Source organism: Aminobacter sp. UC22_36 (assembly GCF_044056035.1).
Lineage (GTDB): Bacteria > Pseudomonadota > Alphaproteobacteria > Rhizobiales > Rhizobiaceae > Aminobacter.
The window spans coordinates 2382623-2399452 of the sequence record NZ_CP171996.1; the positions used below are offsets into that span (position 1 = coordinate 2382623).

Annotated in this window: 15 protein-coding genes; all 15 read left to right on the plus strand. The window is 62.5% G+C overall.

Features of this window, described 5'->3' with window-relative positions; genetic code table 11:
- Positions 1–60: 60 nt before the first annotated feature.
- Positions 61–2142 (plus strand): NADH-quinone oxidoreductase subunit NuoG, encoded by a 2082-nt coding sequence (nuoG, locus tag ACHMW7_RS14850; protein WP_395450955.1) that lies wholly within the window; start codon positions 61–63, stop codon positions 2140–2142.
- 8 nt (positions 2143–2150) lie between these two features.
- Positions 2151–3194: an NADH-quinone oxidoreductase subunit NuoH gene (nuoH, locus tag ACHMW7_RS14855; RefSeq protein WP_067960748.1), complete on the plus strand. Its 1044-nt coding sequence runs from the start codon at positions 2151–2153 to the stop codon at positions 3192–3194.
- Positions 3194–3685 carry an NADH-quinone oxidoreductase subunit NuoI gene (nuoI, locus tag ACHMW7_RS14860; protein WP_055970601.1) on the plus strand — a complete coding sequence of 164 codons (492 nt, stop codon included), beginning with the start codon at positions 3194–3196 and terminating at the stop codon, positions 3683–3685. Before nuoH ends, nuoI begins: the two co-directional genes overlap by 1 nt.
- A 128-nt stretch (positions 3686–3813) precedes the next feature.
- Positions 3814–4434 (plus strand): NADH-quinone oxidoreductase subunit J, encoded by a 621-nt coding sequence (locus ACHMW7_RS14865; RefSeq protein ID WP_214388936.1) that lies wholly within the window; start codon positions 3814–3816, stop codon positions 4432–4434.
- Positions 4435–4436: 2 nt separating this feature from the next.
- Positions 4437–4745 carry an NADH-quinone oxidoreductase subunit NuoK gene (gene nuoK / locus ACHMW7_RS14870; protein ID WP_067960754.1) on the plus strand — a complete coding sequence of 103 codons (309 nt, stop codon included), beginning with the start codon at positions 4437–4439 and terminating at the stop codon, positions 4743–4745.
- A 10-nt stretch (positions 4746–4755) separates the two neighbouring features.
- Positions 4756–6744 (plus strand): NADH-quinone oxidoreductase subunit L, encoded by a 1989-nt coding sequence (nuoL, locus tag ACHMW7_RS14875; protein ID WP_395450956.1) that lies wholly within the window; start codon positions 4756–4758, stop codon positions 6742–6744.
- The gene (locus tag ACHMW7_RS14880; RefSeq protein ID WP_395450957.1) at positions 6744–8249 is read left to right on the plus strand and encodes an NADH-quinone oxidoreductase subunit M; all 1506 of its coding nucleotides are present in this window, start codon (positions 6744–6746) and stop codon (positions 8247–8249) included. The genes nuoL and ACHMW7_RS14880 overlap by 1 nt, the downstream gene beginning before the upstream one ends.
- A gap of 17 nt (positions 8250–8266) precedes the next feature.
- A complete protein-coding gene (gene nuoN / locus ACHMW7_RS14885) occupies positions 8267–9703 on the plus strand; it encodes an NADH-quinone oxidoreductase subunit NuoN (protein ID WP_395450958.1) in 1437 nt (478 codons plus the stop codon).
- Positions 9704–9707: 4 nt separating this feature from the next.
- Positions 9708–10535: a biotin--[acetyl-CoA-carboxylase] ligase gene (locus ACHMW7_RS14890; RefSeq protein ID WP_395450959.1), complete on the plus strand. Its 828-nt coding sequence runs from the start codon at positions 9708–9710 to the stop codon at positions 10533–10535.
- 22 nt (positions 10536–10557) lie between these two features.
- Positions 10558–12228, plus strand: a complete 1671-nt coding sequence (locus tag ACHMW7_RS14895; RefSeq protein WP_395450960.1) for a ribonuclease J — start codon at positions 10558–10560, stop codon at positions 12226–12228.
- A 14-nt stretch (positions 12229–12242) separates the two neighbouring features.
- Complete coding sequence (gene mce, locus ACHMW7_RS14900) at positions 12243–12647, plus strand: methylmalonyl-CoA epimerase (RefSeq protein ID WP_395450961.1); 405 nt, start codon at positions 12243–12245, stop codon at positions 12645–12647.
- A complete protein-coding gene (locus tag ACHMW7_RS14905; protein ID WP_395450962.1) occupies positions 12644–12913 on the plus strand; it encodes a DUF1467 family protein in 270 nt (89 codons plus the stop codon). The genes mce and ACHMW7_RS14905 overlap by 4 nt, the downstream gene beginning before the upstream one ends.
- 474 nt (positions 12914–13387) lie before the next feature.
- Complete coding sequence (proS, locus tag ACHMW7_RS14910; protein ID WP_395450963.1) at positions 13388–14716, plus strand: proline--tRNA ligase; 1329 nt, start codon at positions 13388–13390, stop codon at positions 14714–14716.
- A complete protein-coding gene (locus ACHMW7_RS14915) occupies positions 14713–15999 on the plus strand; it encodes a lipoprotein-releasing ABC transporter permease subunit (RefSeq protein ID WP_395450964.1) in 1287 nt (428 codons plus the stop codon). The genes proS and ACHMW7_RS14915 overlap by 4 nt, the downstream gene beginning before the upstream one ends.
- Complete coding sequence (locus ACHMW7_RS14920) at positions 15999–16682, plus strand: ABC transporter ATP-binding protein (RefSeq protein ID WP_395451331.1); 684 nt, start codon at positions 15999–16001, stop codon at positions 16680–16682. Before ACHMW7_RS14915 ends, ACHMW7_RS14920 begins: the two co-directional genes overlap by 1 nt.
- Positions 16683–16830: the final 148 nt, after the last annotated feature.

Below are 16830 nucleotides of genomic sequence, written 5' to 3' on the forward strand. Positions count from 1 at the left end.
CAGCGCAGGCCGCGCCCCTTGCAGGACGGAATGCGGATCATCCGCGGGATTTGAGGCGAAATGGCAAAGCTTAAGGTCGACGGGAAAGAGATTTCGGTACCCGACCACTATACGCTGCTGCAGGCTGCGGAAGAGGCAGGCGCGGAAGTGCCGCGCTTCTGCTTCCATGAGCGGCTGTCGATCGCCGGCAACTGCCGCATGTGCCTTGTCGAGGTGAAGGGCGGACCGCCCAAGCCGGCGGCGTCATGTGCCATGGGCGTGCGCGACCTGCGTCCCGGCCCGAACGGCGAGACGCCCGAGATCTTCACCAACACGCCGATGGTCAAGAAGGCCCGTGAAGGCGTGATGGAATTCCTGCTCATCAATCATCCGCTCGATTGCCCAATCTGCGATCAGGGCGGCGAATGCGACCTGCAGGACCAGGCGATGGCCTTCGGCCTCGACGGTTCGCGCTACAATGAAAACAAGCGCGCGGTCGAAGACAAGAACATCGGCCCGCTGGTCAAGACGATCATGACGCGCTGCATCCACTGCACGCGCTGCGTCCGCTTCACCACCGAAGTGGCCGGTATTTCCGAGCTTGGCCTGATCGGCCGCGGCGAGGATGCCGAGATCACCACCTATCTCGAGCAGGCGATGACCTCCGAGTTGCAGGGCAACGTCATTGACCTGTGCCCGGTCGGTGCCTTGACCTCCAAGCCCTATGCCTTCCAGGCGCGTCCGTGGGAGCTGACCAAGACCGAATCCATCGACGTGATGGACGCTGTCGGTTCGGCGATCCGCGTCGACACGCGTGGCCGCGAAGTGATGCGCATCATGCCGCGCATCAACGAGCAGGTGAACGAAGAGTGGATCTCCGACAAGACCCGCTTCATCTGGGACGGCCTGCGCACGCAGCGCCTCGATCGGCCTTACGTCCGCAAGGGTGGCAAGCTGTTGCCCGCGACCTGGCCGGAAGCGTTTGCGGCGATCAAGGATGCCGTCGCCAAGACTTCGGGCGAGCGCATCGGCGCGATCGCCGGCGATCTCGCCACCGTCGAGGAAATGTATGCGCTCAAGCAGCTGATCTCCTCGCTCGGCTCGAACAACATCGATTGCCGCCAGGATGGTGCAGCACTCGATCCTTCGCTCGGCCGCGCCAGCTACATCTTCAACCCGACCATCGAAGGCATCGAACAGGCCGACGCCATCCTGATCATCGGCGCCAACCCGCGCTTTGAGGCTTCGGTGCTCAACGCCCGCATCCGCAAGCACTGGCGCTCGGGCAATGTGCCGGTCGCCGTCATCGGCGAGATCGGCGACACCCGCTACGACTACGAGCAGCTCGGCTCGGGTCCGGACACGCTCAAGGACCTGGCCGAAGGTAATGGCAAGTTCTTCCAGGTGCTCAAGAAGGCTTCGCATCCGCTGATTATCGTCGGCCAGGGCGCGATCGCGCGCTCCGACGGTGCGGCCGTGCTCGGCCAGGCAGCCAAGCTTGCGACATCAGTCAAGGCAAGCCGCCCGGACTGGAACGGTTTTGCCGTGCTGCACACCGCAGCTGCCCGCGTTGGCGGCCTCGACGTCGGCTTCGTGCCGGGCGAGGGCGGCAAGAACGTTGCCGGCATGCTCGGCGACACCGACGTGCTGTTCCTGCTCGGTGCTGACGAACTCGACCTGGCCAAGGCCGCGAACGCGTTCGTGGTTTATGTCGGCACGCATGGCGATACCGGCGCGCACCGCGCCGATGTCATCCTGCCGGCTGCCGCCTACACCGAGAAGTCGGGCACCTACGTCAACACCGAAGGCCGCGTGCAGCAGACCAGCCGCGCCGGCTTTGCGCCGGGCGAGGCCAAGGAAGACTGGGCGATCCTCAGGGCGCTGTCCGACGTGCTCGGCCACAAGCTGCCCTTCGATTCGCTGCCTCAGCTGCGCGCCAGGCTCTATCAGGAGTTCCCGCATCTCGCCCGCATCGACGAGATCGACTCCGGCGACAATGACGACATCGCCAAGGTCGCCAAGCTCGGCGGCCGGCTGAACAAGGGTGCTTTCACCTCCGTGGTGAAGGACTTCTATCTCACCAACCCGATCGCACGTGCGTCGGCGGTGATGGCCGAGTGTTCGGCACTGGCCAAAAACGGCTTCAAGCAGGCGGCGGAGTAAAGGCTGTCATGGATACCTTTTTCTCCTTCTACGTCCTGCCGGCGTTGATCATCCTGCTGAAGTCGGTCGTTCTGATCGTCGTTCTGCTGATCTTCGTTGCCTACATCCTGTACGCCGACCGCAAGATCTGGGCAGCGGTGCAGCTGCGCCGTGGTCCGAACGTCGTCGGCCCCTGGGGCCTGCTGCAGGCATTCGCCGATCTTTTGAAGTTCGTCTTCAAGGAACCGATCATCCCGTCGGGCTCCAACAAGGGCGTGTTCCTGCTTGCCCCTGTCGTTTCGGCGGTGCTGGCGATCTCGGCATGGGCGGTGATCCCGGTCAGCGAAGGCTGGGCGATCGCCAACGTCAATGTCGGCATCCTCTATGTCTTCGCCATCTCCTCGCTCGAGGTCTATGGCGTGATCATGGGCGGCTGGGCTTCGAACTCGAAGTATCCGTTTCTCGGCGCGCTGCGTTCGGCGGCCCAGATGGTGTCCTACGAAGTCTCGATCGGCTTCGTCATCGTTTGCGTGCTGCTCACCGTCGGCTCGCTCAACCTCACCGACATCGTGCTGTCGCAGGGCGATGGCATCGGCACGCGCCTTGGCCTGCCCAACACCTTCCTCGACTGGAACTGGCTGGTCCTGTTCCCGATGTTCGTGATCTTCTTTATTTCGGCGCTGGCCGAGACCAACCGTCCGCCCTTCGACCTGGTCGAAGCCGAGTCGGAGCTCGTCGCCGGTCACATGATCGAATACTCGTCGACGCCGTTCCTGCTGTTCTTCCTCGGCGAGTATGTCGCCATCGTTCTGATGTGCGCGCTGACGACGATCCTGTTCCTCGGCGGATGGCTGCCGCCGTTCGACTTCGCGCCCTTCACCTGGGTGCCCGGCGTGATCTGGTTCGTGCTCAAGGTCTGCATGGTGTTCTTCATGTTCGCCATGGTGAAGTCCTTCGTGCCGCGCTACCGCTACGATCAGCTGATGCGTCTGGGCTGGAAGGTGTTCCTGCCGATCTCGCTGGCGATGGTCGTCATCACCGCCGCCGTACTCAAGCTTACCGGAGCCGCCTGATGTCCGCTCTCGCCCAAGCCGCCAAATCGCTGCTTTTGCAGGACTTCGTCGGCGCCTTCTTCCTGTCGATGCGCCAGTTCTTCGCGCCCAAGGCGACGCTGAACTATCCGCATGAAAAGGGTCCGGTCAGCCCGCGCTTCCGCGGCGAGCATGCGCTTCGCCGTTATCCCAATGGCGAGGAACGCTGCATCGCCTGCAAGCTGTGCGAGGCGATCTGCCCGGCGCAGGCCATCACCATCGAGGCCGGCCCGCGCCGCAACGACGGCACCCGCCGGACGGTGCGCTACGACATCGACATGGTGAAGTGCATCTATTGCGGCTTTTGCCAGGAAGCCTGCCCGGTCGACGCCATCGTCGAGGGCCCGAACTTCGAATTCGCGACGGAAACGCGCGAGGAGCTGTACTACGATAAGGACAAGCTGCTTGCGAATGGCGACCGGTGGGAGCGCGAGATCGCGCGCAACATCGCGATGGATTCGCCTTATCGCTGAGGCTTGAACAATGGACGGGCCAAGTCGGCTCGTCTAAGGAACGCGCGACCTGCACCGGAGGCGGAGCAAGGACGTGAACAGGGCAGGGCGCACAAGCGCACTGTCCGAAAGGAAAACCGGGGGAACCCATGCTCAACGGACTTGAAGCGGTATTTTTCTACCTCTTCGCCTTCATCGCGGTGGCGTCGGCCTTCATGGTCATTTCGGCGCGCAACCCGGTTCACTCGGTGCTCTACCTGATCCTGACGTTCTTCAACGCAGCGGGCCTGTTCCTTTTGACCGGTGCCGAGTTCCTGGCGATGATCCTGCTCGTCGTTTATGTCGGTGCGGTGGCGGTGCTGTTCCTGTTCGTCGTCATGATGCTCGACGTCGACTTTGCCGAACTGAAGTCGGGCGCCCTGCAATATGCGCCGATCGGCGCGCTTGTCGGCCTGATCCTCGCCGCCGAGCTGATCGTGGTGACCGGTGGCTATGCCTTCACCCCGAAGCTCGCCACGGCCGTAGCCCAGCCCACGCCCGATATCGCCACGCGCCACAACACGGCAGCACTCGGCGACATTCTCTACACAGACTACATCTACTTCTTCCAGATCGCTGGCCTTGTGCTGCTGGTCGCCATGATCGGCGCCATCGTCTTGACGTTGCGCCACAAGCCGAACGTCAAGCGCCAGGACATCTCGGCCCAGGTCGCCCGTACCCCGGCGACCGCGATCGAGATCAAGAAGGTCGAGACAGGCAAGGGAATCTGACCATGGTTGTCGGCATCGCGCACTATCTGACGCTTTCGGCGGTCCTGTTCACGCTCGGCGTGTTCGGCATCTTTCTGAACCGCAAGAACGTCATCGTCATCCTGATGTCGGTCGAGCTGATCCTGCTCGCGGTCAATATCAATTTCGTGGCGTTCTCGGCCCAGCTCGGCGATCTCGTCGGCCAGGTGTTTGCGCTGTTCGTGCTTACGGTCGCTGCTGCTGAAGCGGCAATCGGGCTTGCCATTCTGGTCGTATTCTTCCGCAACCGCGGCTCCATCGCGGTCGAAGACGTGAACATGATGAAGGGCTGACGGGACAAAAATGTATCAGCTAATCGTCTTCCTTCCGCTTCTCGGCTTCCTGATCGCCGGCCTGTTCGGCCGTTCGATCGGAGCGAAAGCTTCCGAATACATCACCTCGGGCCTGTTGGTGGTGTCGGCCGCTCTTTCCTGGGTTGCCTTCGTGACCGTCGGGCTTGGCCACGTCGAAGTGTTCACCGTGCCGGTGCTGCGTTTCCTCGACGTCGGTGGCATACAGGCCGATTGGGCCCTGCGCATCGACACGCTGACGGTGGTCATGTTGGTCGTGGTCAACACGGTGTCGGCGCTGGTTCACATCTACTCGATCGGCTACATGCACCACGATCCGCATCGGCCGCGCTTCTTCGCCTATCTGTCGCTGTTCACCTTCGCAATGCTGATGCTGGTGACGTCGGACAACCTCGTCCAGATGTTCTTCGGCTGGGAAGGGGTGGGCCTCGCGTCCTATCTGCTGATCGGATTCTGGTACAAGAAGCCGTCGGCCAACGCCGCCGCGATCAAGGCTTTCGTCGTCAACCGCGTTGGCGACTTCGGTTTCCTGCTCGGCATCTTCGGCTTGTTCGTGCTGTTCGGCTCGGTCGAATTCAGCACCATATTTGCCGGTGCCGCTTCCTACCTGCCGGCTGAAGGTGCCGCCGAGCACGGCGATACCGTGCTGAACTTCCTCGGTTATGCGCTCGACAAGCACAATGCGCTGACGATCGTGTGCCTGCTGCTGTTCATGGGCGCGATGGGCAAGTCGGCGCAGGTGCCGCTGCACACCTGGCTGCCGGACGCCATGGAAGGCCCGACGCCTGTGTCGGCGCTGATCCACGCGGCGACCATGGTCACCGCCGGCGTGTTCATGCTGGCCCGCATGTCACCGGTGTTCGAGTTGTCGCATTCGGCCTTGACCGTGGTGACCTTCATCGGCGCCATCACGGCGATCTTCGCCGCGACCGTCGGCCTGGTGCAGAACGACATCAAGCGCGTCATCGCCTATTCGACCTGCTCGCAACTCGGCTACATGTTCGTCGCACTCGGCATGGGCTTCTACTCGGCGGCGATCTTCCACCTGTTCACGCACGCCTTCTTCAAGGCGCTGCTGTTCCTCGGCTCGGGTTCGGTGATCCACGCCGTTTCCGACGAGCAGGACATGCGCAAGATGGGCGGCCTGCGCAAGCTGATCCCGACCACCTACTGGATGATGGTCATCGGCACGCTGGCGCTGACCGGCGTCGGCATCCCGGCGACGATCATCGGTACGGCCGGCTTCTTCTCCAAGGACGCCATCATCGAAGGCGCATTCGTCGGCCACAACGCTGTCGCGGGCTTTGCCTTCGCGATGCTTGTCATCGCCGCCTGCTTCACCAGCTTCTACTCGTGGCGCCTTATTTTCATGACCTTCCACGGCAAGCCACGCGCCACCGCCGATGTCATGCACCACGTGCATGAATCGCCGCCGGTGATGCTGGTGCCGCTGATGGTGCTTGCTGTCGGCGCGCTGTTTGCCGGCGTCCTGTTCCACGACCAGTTCATCGGCGAGGCCTATAACGAGTTCTGGAAGGGCGCGCTGTTCACGCTTGAGACCAACCACATCCTGCACGACTTCCACAGTGTGCCGATGTGGGTGAAGCTTGCGCCGTTCGCCGCGATGCTTGGCGGTTTCGCTATGGCCTACCTGTTCTACATCCGCTCGCCAGAGATGCCGAAGATCCTGGCCGAGCGCCATCGCGGGCTCTACGCCTTCCTGCTCAACAAGTGGTACTTCGACGAGCTGTATGACTTCCTGTTCGTCCGCCCGGCCAAGTGGCTCGGCCGCTTCCTGTGGAAGCAAGGTGACGGTTGGCTGATCGACGGCTTCGGCGCCGACGGTATCTCGGCTCGCGTCGTCGACGTCACCAATCGCGTCGTCAAGCTGCAGACCGGTTACCTCTACCACTATGCCTTCGCCATGCTGATCGGCGTGGCGGCCCTCGTTACCTGGATGATGCTCGGGAGCTCCTTCTGATGTCTGGCGTTCCCATTCTGTCGCTGGTCACCTTTTTGCCGCTGGTCGGCGCGTTCCTGATCCTTCTGATCAGGGACGACGGTGACGCCGCGCGCCGCAATATCCGCAATGTCGCGCTTTTGACGACGGTGTTCACCTTCGCGGTGTCGCTGCTGATCTGGATCTATTTCGACAATGCGGAAGCTGGCTTCCAGTTTGTCGAGAAAGCAGCCTGGCTCGACTCCGGCATTTCCTACCACATGGGCGTGGACGGCATTTCGATGCTGTTCGTCATCCTGACCACCTTCCTGATGCCGCTGTGCATCCTGGCAAGCTGGGAGTCGGTGGAAAAGCGCGTCAAGGAATACATGATCGCGTTCCTGATCCTGGAAACGCTGATGATCGGCGTGTTCTGCGCGCTGGATATCGTGCTGTTCTACGTCTTCTTCGAAGCCGGCCTGATCCCGATGTTCATCATCATCGGTGTGTGGGGCGGCAAACGCCGCGTCTATGCCAGCTTTAAGTTCTTCCTGTTCACGCTGCTCGGCTCGGTGCTGATGCTGCTCGCTGTCATGGCGATGTTCTGGCAGGCCGGTACGACCGATATCCCGACGCTCCTGGCGCATGACTTCCCGGCCAACATGCAGACATGGCTATGGCTCGCCTTCTTCGCCTCGTTTGCGGTGAAGATGCCGATGTGGCCGGTGCACACCTGGTTGCCGGATGCGCACGTCGAGGCGCCGACGGCCGGTTCGGTCATCCTGGCGGGCATCCTGCTGAAGATGGGCGGTTACGGCTTCCTGCGCTTCTCGCTGCCGATGTTCCCGCTGGCTTCCGAGTTCTTCGCGCCGATGGTCTTTGCCCTTTCGGTCATCGCCATCGTCTACACCTCGCTGGTGGCGCTGATGCAGGAAGACATCAAGAAGCTGATCGCTTATTCGTCGGTCGCCCACATGGGCTACGTCACCATGGGCATCTTCGCGATGAACGAGGCTGGCGTGCAGGGTGCGATCTTCCAGATGCTCAGCCACGGTCTCGTCTCGGGTGCGCTGTTCCTGTGTGTCGGCGTCGTCTACGACCGCATGCATACCCGCGAGATCGCGGCCTATGGCGGCCTGGTCAACAACATGCCGAAATACGCGGTGGCCTTCCTGATCTTCACCATGGCCAATGTCGGTTTGCCCGGCACCAGCGGCTTCGTCGGCGAGTTCCTGACGCTGTTTGGTATCTTCCAGGTCAACACTTGGGTGGCGCTGATCGCCGCGACCGGCGTGATCCTGTCGGCGGCCTATGCGCTGTGGCTCTACCGCCGTGTCGTGTTCGGCGCACTGACCAAGGAAAGCCTGAAGGGTCTGTTCGACCTGTCGGGCCGGGAGAAGGTGGTGCTCTATCCGCTGGTCATCCTGGTCATCTTCTACGGCGTCTATCCGGCGCCGGTGTTCGACGCCACGACCGCTTCGGTCAAGGCGCTGATCAACAACGTAACCGTATCGATCGACGCCGCGCAGACCGCGGCGGCGAACTGACAGGGGTTTTGCGAACCATGACGCCCGAACTCCTTTCGAGCCTCTCGCTCTCCATGCCGGAGCTGATCATCGCCGTCGGCGCGCTGGCGCTGCTGATGGTCGGTGTCTTCTCCGGCGAGCGCGCCAACTCGACCGTGACTGGCCTCGCCGTCGCGCTGCTGATGGCAGCCGGCGCCTGGATGCTGGTGTTCGGCCATGACGGTGCGGGCTACGGCACGGCCTTCATCTCCGATCCGTTCGCGCGCTTCATGAAGCTTCTGACGCTGCTCGGCGCTGTTGTGACGCTGATCATGTCGGTCGGTTTCGCCAAGGCCGAGAAGTTCGACAAGTTCGAATTCCCGGTGTTGGTCTTGCTGGCGACGCTCGGCATGCTGCTGATGATCTCGGCCAATGACATGCTGGCGCTTTATCTCGGCCTCGAGCTGCAGTCGCTGGCGCTCTACGTGATCGCTGCGATCAACCGCGACAACGTGCGTTCGACCGAAGCGGGCCTGAAGTATTTCGTCTTGGGCGCATTGTCGTCGGGCATGCTGCTCTACGGTATCAGCCTCGTTTACGGCTACACCGGCCACACCTCGTTCGATGCGATTGCCACAGCCCTTGCCGGCGGCGAGCGTCAGCTTGGACTGGTCTTCGGCTTGGTATTCGTGCTTGCCGGCCTGTGCTTCAAGATCTCGGCGGTGCCGTTCCACATGTGGACGCCCGACGTCTATGAAGGCGCGCCGACTCCGGTGACGGCGTTCTTCGCCGCAGCCCCCAAGATGGCGGCGATGGCGCTGATCGTGCGCGTCACCATGGGCGCGTTCGAGCCGATCGGTTCCGATTGGCAGCAGATCATCGTCTTCATCTCGATCGCCTCGATGGTGCTCGGCGCCTTTGCCGCGATCGGCCAGAGGAACATCAAGCGCCTGATGGCTTATTCGTCGATCGGTCACATGGGCTACGCGCTTGTCGGCCTCGCCGCCAACAGCGAAGCCGGCGTGCGCGGCGTGGTCATCTACATGCTGATCTACCTGGTGATGACGCTAGGTACCTTCGCCTTCATCCTGGCGATGCGCCGCAAGGACGGCAATGTCGAGCAGATCTCCGATCTCGCTGGCCTGTCCTCGACCAATCCTGTCATGGCGACGATCCTGACCATCCTGATGTTCTCGCTGGCCGGCATTCCGCCGCTCGCCGGCTTCTGGGGGAAATGGTACGTCTTCCTCGCGGCGATCAACGCCAATCTCTACGCGCTCGCGATCATTGGTGTCCTGGCCTCGGTGGTAGGCGCCTTCTACTATCTGCGCATCATCAAGATCATGTGGTTCGACGAACCGGTCGGCGGCTTCCAGCCGATGGCGGGCGAACTTCGCCTCGTGCTTGGCCTGTCTGGCGCGTTCGTGCTGTTTTACGTGCTGATTGGCGGCCCGATCGGGCAGATGGCGGAAGCTGCTGCCAAGACCTTCTTCTGACGGTATGGGATTCCAACTCGCACCGACCGCACGTACCGACGGTTTCCGCCTCGAAGCCCATGACGCGGTAGGGTCGACCAACGCGCTGGCGCTGGAGCGGGCATTGGCCGGCGACCCGGGCAAGCTCTGGGTCGTGTCGAAGAAACAGGAAAGCGGGCGTGGCCGACGTGGTCGCGCCTGGGCGACGCCGGAAGGCAATCTCGCCGCGACCCTGCTCAAGGTGCTCGACCACGATCTGCAATATGCGGCGACGCTCGGCTTCGTTGCCGGGCTGGCGCTTGCCGATGCACTCGATGCTGTTGCGCCCAATGCCCGGTTTTCGGTTGGCGTCGATGGCGGCAGCGGGCAGGGCGTCAAGCGTTTTGAGCTGAAATGGCCGAACGACGTTCTGGCCTCGGGTGCCAAGCTTGCCGGCATCCTGCTTGAATCGACATTGCTCGGGCAAGGACGCCTGGCGATTGCAATTGGCATCGGCGTCAATGTCGTGGCGCATCCGACCGACGTGCCTTATCCCGCAACCTCGCTTGCCAGTCTTGGTGCCGGCGCCGATGCCGAGACGTTGTTTCTGGCGCTTTCCGATGCCTGGAGCGAGAACGAACACATCTGGGCTGGGGGGCGGGGACTGGCATCGATCCGCAAGCGCTGGCTTGCGCGTGCCGCTGGCCTCGGCAGCGAAGTCGCCGTGCGGATCGAAGGAAATGTGGTGCGCGGCGTCTTCGAGACCATCGACGAGGATTGCCGCTTTGTGATCCGTGACGCAAAAGGTGAAACGGTAAAGATCGCCGCTGGCGACGTGCATTTTGGCGCGGTCGCTTCGGCCGGCGCGGCCTGACAGGCCTGAAAGGATTTCTGGTATGGCGAAAGCGGAAAACGCTGAGCTCGTATTCGTACCGCTAGGCGGTGTCGGCGAGATCGGCATGAACTTCGCTCTCTATGGTTTCGGCCCGGCGAATGCGCGCGAGTGGATCATCATCGATGTCGGCGTGACTTTCCCCGATGCGACGCTGCCCGGCGTCGACCTTGTGCTGCCCGACACGCGTTTCATCGAGGAGGAACTGAAGAACCTCCGCGGCATCATCATCACGCATGCGCACGAGGATCACTACGGTGCGCTGCACGACACCTGGCCGAAGCTCAAGGCGCCGGTGTGGATGACGCCGTTCGCCGCTGGCCTGCTGGAAGCCAAGCGCCAGTCGGAGCAGGGCGCGCCGAAGATCCCGGTGACCATCTATCGTGCCGGCGAGAAGTTCACCGTCGGTCCGTTCGAGATCGAGGCGATCGCGGTCAGCCACTCGATCCCCGAGCCGGTTTCGCTGGCGATCACCAGCCCTGCCGGCACGGTGATCCACACCGGCGACTGGAAGATCGACCCGGCGCCGGAGATCGGCCCGATGATCGACGAGGCGCGTTTCCGCGCCTATGGCGACAAGGGCGTGCTGGCACTGGTCTGCGATTCGACCAACGCGTTGCGCGAAGGCGACTCGCCGTCCGAGCAGCAGGTCGGGCAGGGACTGCGCAAGGTCATCGAAGAAGCCAAGGGCCGCGTTGCCGTCACCACCTTCTCGTCCAATGTCGGTCGTATCCGCTCGATCGCCGAAGCCGCGCGCGACGCCGGGCGCCAGGTCCTGGTGATGGGCCGGTCGCTCAAGCGCGTCATCGATGTGTCGAGTGAACTCGGCTACATGGACGGGCTGCCAGAATTCGTCTCCGAGGAGGACTACGGCTACATTCCGCGCGAAAACCTCGTCGTCATCTGCACGGGCAGCCAGGGCGAGCCGCGTGCGGCGCTCGCCAAGCTGGCGCGTGACGAGATGAAGTCGGTGGCGCTGTCGCCCGGCGACACCGTGGTGTTTTCCTCGCGCACCATTCCCGGCAATGAGAAGGCGATCCTCGAGATCAAGAACCAGCTCATCGACCAGGGCATCAAGATCATCGAGGACGGCGACGCGCTGGTCCACGTTTCGGGTCACCCGCGCCGCAGCGAACTCAAGCGCATGTATGAATGGGTTCGCCCGCGCATCGGCGTGCCGGTGCATGGCGAGGCCGCTCACCTTGTCGGCCAGGGTTCTTTGATGTCGATGTCGGGCATTCCCGAAGTGGCGCAGATCCGTGACGGCGACATGCTTCGGCTGTGGCCGGGGGCTGCCGAAATCATCGACCAGGTGCCGTTCGGCCGCGTCTACAAGGACGGCAAGCTGATCGGCTCCGACGAGGCGATGGGTATCCGCGACCGACGCAAGCTGTCATTTGCCGGCCATGTTGCCGTCAATGTCGTGCTTGACGACAAGTACGAACTCGCCGGCGACCCCGATCTGGTGGCCATCGGTGTCGCCGAAACCGACGCCAGCGGCGAGGATCTTGATGAATTGATGCTCGATGCGGCAATCGGCGCTGTAGACTCGATACCCCGCGCGCGCCGAAAAGACCTCGACCTGGTGCAGGAAGCCGTGCGTCGCGCCGTGCGAGGTGCTGCCAACGAAGCCTGGGGCAAGAAACCGCTGGTGACGGTGTTCGTCACCCGCTGAAGACAGGACTGACGATGCTCGGACGTCTCAACCACGTGGCGATTGCCGTACCGGATCTGGCAGCGGCGAGCGCTGTCTATCGCGACACGCTCGGCGCCAGGGTCACCGAACCGCAGGCGCTGCCCGAGCATGGCGTGACCGTGGTGTTCATCGATGTCGGCAACACCAAGATCGAACTGCTCGAGCCGCTGGGTGAGGGCTCGCCGATTACGGCGTTCCTCGCCAAGAGCCCGTCGGGTGGCATGCACCACGTCTGCTACGAGGTCGACGACATTCTGGCCGCCCGCGACCACCTCAAGGCGACGGGCGCCCGCGTGCTCGGCGACGGCAATCCGAAGATCGGGGCGCATGGCAAGCCGGTGCTGTTTCTCCACCCCAAGGACTTCCAGGGCACACTGGTAGAACTGGAGCAGGCATGACCTGGGTTTCACTCGCCGCGATGTATTTCGTCTTCTGGTGGCTGACCTTGTTTGCCATCCTGCCCTTTGGCCTCAAGACCCAGGACGAAGACCACAATGTGACGCTCGGCACCGAGGCGAGCGCGCCGCGGGGGCCGCATATGCTGCGCGCCATGTTGTGGACGACGCTGGTGACGGCCGTGGTGATCGGGGCGTTCTATTTCGTCACCAAGGGGCTGGGCTACAGCTTCGACGACTTCCCGCAGTTCATTCCCGAGATCAATTGACGCATTCCCCAGGCTGGGGCCCCAGGCTAAGAACGTAGTTAGTGTCGCTTCTTAGCGAAGCGCCATAAGCTGATGTTTGGCCAAAAAAAATGCAAGGCACGAAGCCTTGCAATTTAAACGCGTCCGATCTGCTTTCCGTTGCCGGCGGCAGCGAGTTATCGCGCCTAGATCGCATCCTCCCAAGACTTTGACCGCGTAGGAGAGCGAATTTTTCTCCGCCCTCTCGGTTATCGGGGCACATTAGACCAAGCGGAAATGAATTGTCACGCGGAATTTTGCTTCTGAGCGGGCAATCCTGTGCTGCAATGCACAATTGTTTGGCAGGTCAAACCGATCAACCTGTCAGGGCATTCTGACGCTGCCGCGAAAGCAGGCGCGCGGGTTTTCATTCCGCCTTGAAATGGCTATGAAGCCCGTTCAAGCAAGCCTCTTTCTCGTGCCGATTCCGGCATCATCGTTTTCATGGAACATTCGATGCGTCTGTCGCGCTATTTCCTGCCCATTCTCAAAGAAAATCCCCGTGAGGCCGACATCATTTCGCACCGGCTGATGCTGCGTGCGGGCATGATCAGGCAGCAGGCGGCGGGCAGCTTCTCGTGGTTGCCGCTGGGCAAGCGCGTGCTCGACAAGATCTGCCGCATCGTGCGCGAAGAGCAGGACCGGGCCGGCGCGCTCGAAATCCTGATGCCGACCATCCAGTCGGCCGACCTGTGGCGTGAAAGCGGCCGCTATGACGACTACGGCAAGGAGATGTTGCGCATCAAGGACCGGCACGAACGCGACATGCTGTTCGGCCCGACCAATGAGGAAATGGTCACGGAAATTTTCCGTTCCTACGTCAAGTCGTACAAGGACCTGCCGCTCAACCTCTACCACATCCAGTGGAAGTTCCGCGACGAGGTGCGCCCGCGCTTCGGCGTCATGCGTTCCCGCGAGTTCCTGATGAAGGATGCCTATTCCTTCGACCTCGACTTCGAGGGCGCCAAGGCTGCCTACAACAGGATGTTCGTGTCGTACCTGCGCACCTTCACGCGGATGGGCCTGCAGGCGATCCCGATGCGTGCCGACACCGGCCCGATCGGTGGCGACCTGAGCCACGAATTCATCATCTTGGCTGAAACCGGCGAAAGCCAGGTGTTCTGCCATCGCGACTATCTCGGCCTGCCGGTGCCGGGTGCTGCGACTGACTTTGCCAATGACGGCGAGATCGAGGGCATCGTCAAGCAGTGGACGACGCCTTACGCGGCGACCGAAGAAATGCACGACGAGGCTGCCTGGGCCGCAGTGCCCGAAGCTGACAAGGTGTCGGCGCGCGGCATCGAGGTCGGCCACATTTTCCACTTCGGCGAGAAGTATTCCAAGCCGATGGGCGCCAAGGTGATGGGCCCCGACGGCAAGGAGCATTTCGTGTCGATGGGCTCCTACGGCATTGGCCCGAGCCGCCTGATCGCCGCCATCATCGAGGCGAGCCATGACGAGAACGGCATCATCTGGCCGGAAGCCGTGGCGCCGTTCGATATCGGCCTGATCAACATGAAGGTTGGCGACGGCGAGTGCGACCGTATCTGCGACGAGCTCTACAAGGCGTTCGAAGCAGCCGGCAAGGATGTGCTCTATGACGACACCGACCAGCGCGCCGGCGGCAAGTTCGCCACCGCCGACCTGATTGGCCTGCCCTGGCAGGTGATCGTTGGCCCGCGCGGTGCTGCGGCCGGCGAGGTCGAGATCAAGAACCGCAAGACCGGCGAGCGCGAGACGCTGCCGGTGGCGCAGGCACTGGCCAAACTGGGCGCCAAGGCATGAACCAAGTGGTGGCGGCGAAACCGGCGGGCGCAGGCCCTTTCTCGGTGTTCGAGCGCATGGTGGCGTGGCGCTACCTGCGTTCGAAGCGCAAGGAGACGGTGATTTCCGTCATCGCTTCGATCTCTTTCCTCGGCATCATGCTGGGCGTTGCCACGCTGATTGTGGTGATGGCTGTCATGAACGGTTTTCGCGCCGAGCTTCTGACCCGCATCCTCGGCGTCAACGGCCACCTTGTCGTGACCGCGACCGACACGCCGCTTGAGGACTATGTTGCCGTTGCCGACCGCATCAACGGTGTAGCAGGGGTCAAATACGCGATCCCGCTGGTCGAGGGTCAGGTGCTGGCCCAGGGCAATGTCGGCGCGGGCGCCGGCGCGCTGGTGCGCGGTATCAGGGGCAGCGACCTCGGCAAGGTGACGCTGGTCGCCAACAACATCAAGCAGGGTTCCATCGTCGGGTTCGACACCGGCGAGGGCGTCGTCATCGGCAAGCGCATGGCCGAAAACATGGGTCTGGTGCTGGGCGATTCCATCCGGCTGATTTCGCCCGACGGCGACATCACGCCGATGGGCACCACGCCGCGTGCGAAAGCCTATCCGGTTACGGGCATCTTCGAAGTCGGCATGTCGGAATATGACAGTTCGATCGTCTTCATGCCGCTCAACGAGGCGCAGCTCTATTTCAATTCGGAAGGCAAGGTCGGGTCGATCGAGATCTATGTCGACAATCCTGATGACGTCGATGCCCTGAAGACCAAGGTGGAGGAGGCGGCGCAACGGCCGATCTTCCTGACCGACTGGCGCCAGCGCAACCAGACCTTCTTCTCGGCCCTGCAAGTCGAACGCAACGTCATGTTCATGATCTTGACGCTGATCGTGCTGGTGGCCGCACTCAACATCATTTCCGGCCTGATCATGCTGGTGAAGGACAAAGGCCACGACATCGCGATCCTGCGCACGATGGGAGCGACGCGTGGCGCTGTCATGCGCATCTTCCTGATGACGGGCGCTGCCATCGGCATGACCGGCACCATCGCCGGCGTTCTGCTCGGCGTGGTGATCTGCCTCAATGTCGAGCGCATCAGGCAGTTCTTCTCCTGGCTGTCGGGCACGGTGCTGTTCAACCCCGAGCTCTATTTCCTGTCCCAGCTGCCGGCCAAGATGGATGTCGGTGAAACCGTCTCGGTGGTGCTGATGGCGCTGGTGCTGTCGTTCCTGGCAACGCTGTTTCCGGCGTGGCGGGCGGCAGCGCTCGATCCGGTCGAAGCGCTGAGGTATGAATGATGGGCATCGAAACCGTTATCGAGCTCAAGGGTGTCGAACGCCACTATGAGCAGGGGTCGCGCAAGCTGACGATCCTCAACGACGCCAATTTTGCGCTCAAGGCAGGTGAGATGGTGGCTCTGGTGGCGCCGTCTGGCGCCGGCAAGTCGACGCTGCTGCACACCGCCGGCCTGCTCGAGCGCCCGGACGCCGGCGATGTCTTTTTGAACGGCCGCGCCTGCGGGCGGTTGTCGGACGACGAGCGCACCGCCATCCGCCGCAACGACGTCGGTTTCGTCTACCAGTTCCATCACCTGCTGCCCGAGTTCTCCGCCTTGGAGAATGTGATGATGCCGCAATTGGTGAAGGGGCTCACACCGGCCCAGGCGAGCGAGCGTGCCGAGCAACTGCTCGACTACATGAAGATCGGTAAACGCGCCCAGCACCGTCCCTCGGAGCTTTCCGGCGGCGAGCAACAGCGCGTCGCGATTGCGCGTGCGGTGGCCAATGCGCCGTTGGTGCTCCTGGCCGACGAACCGACGGGTAACCTCGATCCGGTAACGGCGAGTTATGTCTTTGACGCGCTTTCAGCGCTGGTGCGCCAATCCGGCCTGGCAGCGCTGATCGCCACCCACAACCACGAGCTTGCAGGGCGCATGGATCGCCGCGTCACGCTGGCCGGAGGCAAGATCGTGCCGCTGTAGGGCTGCCTTTCTTCCATCAACGGTGTTTTAGGGGCGAGCCGCTATTCGCTTCACATCTTCTGCAGTTTATTGCAGGTCGCGGTTCGCGGCCCGACGGGGGAATACGCGCTGTGGAGTTCCGGCATAACCGGGCACCCCGCGCTCTTGC

Bases quoted from the DNA above. Each gene is read 5' to 3' on its own strand.
- nuoG (WP_395450955.1), top strand. From the start codon at position 61: ATGGCAAAGCTTAAGGTCGACGGGAAAGAGATTTCGGTACCCGACCAC.
- nuoH (WP_067960748.1), top strand. From the start codon at position 2,151: ATGGATACCTTTTTCTCCTTCTACGTCCTGCCGGCGTTGATCATCCTG.
- ACHMW7_RS14915 (WP_395450964.1), top strand. From the start codon at position 14,713: ATGAACCAAGTGGTGGCGGCGAAACCGGCGGGCGCAGGCCCTTTCTCG.
- nuoL (WP_395450956.1), top strand. From the start codon at position 4,756: ATGTATCAGCTAATCGTCTTCCTTCCGCTTCTCGGCTTCCTGATCGCC.
- ACHMW7_RS14865 (WP_214388936.1), top strand. From the start codon at position 3,814: ATGCTCAACGGACTTGAAGCGGTATTTTTCTACCTCTTCGCCTTCATC.
- nuoK (WP_067960754.1), top strand. From the start codon at position 4,437: ATGGTTGTCGGCATCGCGCACTATCTGACGCTTTCGGCGGTCCTGTTC.
- ACHMW7_RS14880 (WP_395450957.1), top strand. From the start codon at position 6,744: ATGTCTGGCGTTCCCATTCTGTCGCTGGTCACCTTTTTGCCGCTGGTC.
- ACHMW7_RS14895 (WP_395450960.1), top strand. From the start codon at position 10,558: ATGGCGAAAGCGGAAAACGCTGAGCTCGTATTCGTACCGCTAGGCGGT.
- proS (WP_395450963.1), top strand. From the start codon at position 13,388: ATGCGTCTGTCGCGCTATTTCCTGCCCATTCTCAAAGAAAATCCCCGT.
- nuoN (WP_395450958.1), top strand. From the start codon at position 8,267: ATGACGCCCGAACTCCTTTCGAGCCTCTCGCTCTCCATGCCGGAGCTG.
- ACHMW7_RS14890 (WP_395450959.1), top strand. From the start codon at position 9,708: ATGGGATTCCAACTCGCACCGACCGCACGTACCGACGGTTTCCGCCTC.
- nuoI (WP_055970601.1), top strand. From the start codon at position 3,194: ATGTCCGCTCTCGCCCAAGCCGCCAAATCGCTGCTTTTGCAGGACTTC.
- mce (WP_395450961.1), top strand. From the start codon at position 12,243: ATGCTCGGACGTCTCAACCACGTGGCGATTGCCGTACCGGATCTGGCA.
- ACHMW7_RS14920 (WP_395451331.1), top strand. From the start codon at position 15,999: ATGGGCATCGAAACCGTTATCGAGCTCAAGGGTGTCGAACGCCACTAT.
- ACHMW7_RS14905 (WP_395450962.1), top strand. From the start codon at position 12,644: ATGACCTGGGTTTCACTCGCCGCGATGTATTTCGTCTTCTGGTGGCTG.